The sequence below is a fragment of the Polaromonas sp. P1_G1 genome, assembly GCF_056405595.1.
In genome coordinates this window covers 1-3,034 of the sequence record NZ_JBFUBU010000103.1, presented here as the reverse complement: position 1 = coordinate 3,034, position 3,034 = coordinate 1, and the positions used below count along the sequence as shown (strand labels likewise).

Below are 3,034 nucleotides of genomic sequence, written 5' to 3'. Positions count from 1 at the left end.
GCTTCGCTTCGGGCAACCTGCGGTGCTCGAGCCAAGCGGGGTCTCGCTAAACTCGCTTCGCTCAAACAACGCGATCCCTGATCCGCTTGTCTCTGCGCTCCTCGGCCCAGCCAGGACGGGGCAATCGGGAGCGGGGAAAGAAGACAGAAAACGAAAACACAAAGAAGACAAATACAAACAAGGACTCGCCACGGCGAGTCCTTGTTTCTTCGGTATTGGTATTCCTTCCCCACCCCTTGTGGATGCGCCGAGGAGCGGAGGTYCAGACGGATCAGGGATCGCGTTGTTTGAGCCGAAGGCGAGTTTAGCGAGACCCCGTCTGGACCGAGCACCGCAGGTTGCCCGTAGCGAAGCGGAGGGACGCGGCAACCAGGGTCGCCTTTTCTTTTGCTTACTTTTCTTTTGGCGAAGCAAAAGAAAAGTGAGTAGCCGCCGGGCTACCCCCGGCCAGCAAGCCTAAGCAAAGAGCAGAGAAAACAGAGAGCGCGCAAGCCGGAGCAAGACCCGGCCAAAGAACCTTAGCTCTCGTTATGCTCCAGACTAACCCTCTTCCGAGTCCCAGCCGAAACATCATAAGTATTGAAACTGCTCATCATCCGGCCATAAAGATGCAAACTCACCGCCCGAGGGCGCTTCAGGGGAACACCAGTCACATGGATGTGGTCGGGATTCGGCACAAAGCTGGTCACCGCGCCGCGCCCCAGAAGGATGACGCCACCACGCACAAGGTTGATGCCCTCATCGGTGTTGCGGTCCACTGACAGGCGCACATAACTCCGTTCCTCCAGCACGCCTTCGAGCACACCGACCACGCCCCAGCTTCCGTGGTCGTGCACCGGCGTCCACTGGCCGGGCGACCAGACCAGGGTGTAGAGGGACAGGCTGGCATCGGGCGCGCTGTAGACCAGGTTGCGGGCGTAATGGTCCGGGTCGCTGCGGTAGTGTTGCGGCTCCAGGAAAGTCGCGGCCTGGTCTATCAGCTCCAGCATCCGCGGCGCGAGCGCCAGCACACAGTCGGCGGGATCCATGCGGCGCTGCGTCTGCTCGACGGCGCTGGAGATGAAGTGATCGAGGGCGGAGGTGGCCATATTGTTTGTGTTTCTTGTCAGGCGTATCAACGAATGGGCGATGGCTGGACCGGAACCAGCTTGCGCACCACCCTTTGGGGGGAAGCACGAAATATACCAGCGGCCTTGCGCACGTTAAACTTCACCCATGACCTGGAACGCGACGCTCGCCCTCGACTACACGCACCAGGCCGGCAAGACAATTGCCCACTTCCGCCACAGCGGGCCGCTGCGCATCCTGCAAAGCCTCTACCCCGAAGGCGACGCGATCTGCCACAACGTCATCGTGCACCCGCCCGGCGGCCTGGTCGGCGGCGACACGCTGGAGCTGGCCTTCAGCGCCGCGCCCGGCACGCACGGCCTCATCACCACACCCGGCGCCACGCGTTTTTACCGCTCCACCGGCGAGCCCGCGCTGCAAAACACCCGGCTCACGCTGGCCGCCGGTGCGCGCATGGAATGGCTGCCGCTTGAAGCCATCTGCTACAGCGGCTGCCTCGCCGAGAACCGCCTGACGATGGCGCTCGCGCCCGGCGCCGAACTGATGGGCTGGGACGTCACCGCGCTGGGCCTGCCCGCCGCCGGCCAGCCCTTTGAAAACGGCAGCTTTCGCCAGCACATCGAGCTGCCCGGCGTCTGGCTGGAGCGCGCGCGGCTGGACGCGAACGACAAACTGCTGATGGACAGCCCCGTCGGCCTGGCGGGCCGGCGCTGCATGGCCACGCTGTTTTTTGTGGCCGGCAGCAAGCTCGAGCGCAAGCGCCGTGAACTCGCGCTGGACTGCGCGCGCGAAGTCCTGCAGGCCCACTCCCTGGCTTCCAGCGCCGGTGCCACCAGCCCCGACGCGCAGGTCATTGTGGTGCGCGTGCTTGCGCCGGTGGTCGAACCCGCCATGGCCTTGCTCAGGCAGGTGTGGCAGGCCTGGCGCAAGGAGATGTGGCAACTGGCGCCGTCGACACCAAGGCTCTGGTCGACCTGAAGCGCCGCGCCCGTCGAAGGTTGAACAAGCCGGGCTGTATATAAAAACATCAAAAGCATCAAATCCGCACCCCTGGGGCGGATGCGCGCCCTATGAGAGACCCGTCCTACATGGGAATGGGCATAGGGCACGGACGGCCCGGAGCTTTTCCTTTCACGCCGCCGGCCGGGCCCGGCCCAGACTCCATTCATCGACATCCGTCGAGTTCGATCAAGGAGTTTGACCATGATTTCATCCCGGAATTTCCGCTTGGCCCAAAGCGCCGCCATCTTTGGTGTCGCCGCCCTGCTCTCCCTGGGCGCCACGGCACAAATCGCTTCCGGCACCACAGGCATCGACGCCACCGGCGATGCCAAGAGCGAGATGAACGCCTGCCTGACCGGGCGCACACAGCAGGACCGCCAGACCTGCATGACCGAAGTCCGTAACGCCAACGCCGCCAAACGCGCCGGCAAGGTGGACAACGCCAATGCCGACTTCAAGAACAATGCCCTCAAACGCTGCGACGTCTTCAAGGGCGAAGACCTGATCGCCTGCCAGGCCCGCATCGTCGGCTACGGCAAAGCGGACGGCAGCGTCGCCAGCGGCGGTGTGGTCCGCCAGGTAGAGACCGTCGTCGTCCCGGCCGGCGCCACCAACGTGCGCGTACAGCCGCAGACCTCAACCGACAACATTGTGGTGATCCCGGCGCCCGCCGCCGCGCCATCGCAATAACAGTTGCCACTCGCTCCGCCGGGGTTTGATGAAAACCCCGGATGAAGCAGAAGCAAAGGTGGGCCGCATTGCGGCCCACTTCTTTTGTGTGCCGCAATGCTGTTGGGGAGTGGGTCTTTAGGCCGGTTCTTGCTCCGGCTTGCGCGTTCTCTGCTGAGGGTGGCTGGCCGGGGGTAGCCCGGCGGCTACTCACTTTTCTTTTGCTTCGCCAAAAGAAAAGTAAGCAAAAGAAAAGGCCAAAAGAAAAGTAAGCAAAAGAAAAGGCGACCCTGGT

3 protein-coding genes are annotated in these 3,034 nt (G+C 63.2%); 2 read left to right on the top strand and 1 reads right to left on the bottom strand.

The annotated features are described in order from the left end of the window. Positions 1-518: 518 nt before the first annotated feature. Positions 519-1,088, bottom strand: a complete 570-nt coding sequence (locus tag AC1D1Y_RS25825) for a cysteine dioxygenase family protein (protein ID WP_477684867.1) — start codon at positions 1,086-1,088, stop codon at positions 519-521. Between the two features lie 127 nt (positions 1,089-1,215). On the opposite strand from AC1D1Y_RS25825, the gene AC1D1Y_RS25820 reads away from it, so the two are divergent. Beyond that, entirely contained in the window at positions 1,216-2,046 is an 831-nt protein-coding gene (locus AC1D1Y_RS25820) for an urease accessory protein UreD (RefSeq protein WP_477684866.1), read from the top strand. A gap of 225 nt (positions 2,047-2,271) precedes the next feature. Then, on the top strand, positions 2,272-2,760 hold the full coding sequence (locus AC1D1Y_RS25815) for a hypothetical protein (RefSeq protein ID WP_477684865.1): 489 nt from the start codon (positions 2,272-2,274) through the stop codon (positions 2,758-2,760). The last annotated feature ends 274 nt before the right edge of the window (positions 2,761-3,034 follow it).

Bases quoted from the DNA above. Each gene is read 5' to 3' on its own strand.
- AC1D1Y_RS25825 (WP_477684867.1), bottom strand. From the start codon at position 1,088: ATGGCCACCTCCGCCCTCGATCACTTCATCTCCAGCGCCGTCGAGCAG.
- AC1D1Y_RS25820 (WP_477684866.1), top strand. From the start codon at position 1,216: ATGACCTGGAACGCGACGCTCGCCCTCGACTACACGCACCAGGCCGGC.
- AC1D1Y_RS25815 (WP_477684865.1), top strand. From the start codon at position 2,272: ATGATTTCATCCCGGAATTTCCGCTTGGCCCAAAGCGCCGCCATCTTT.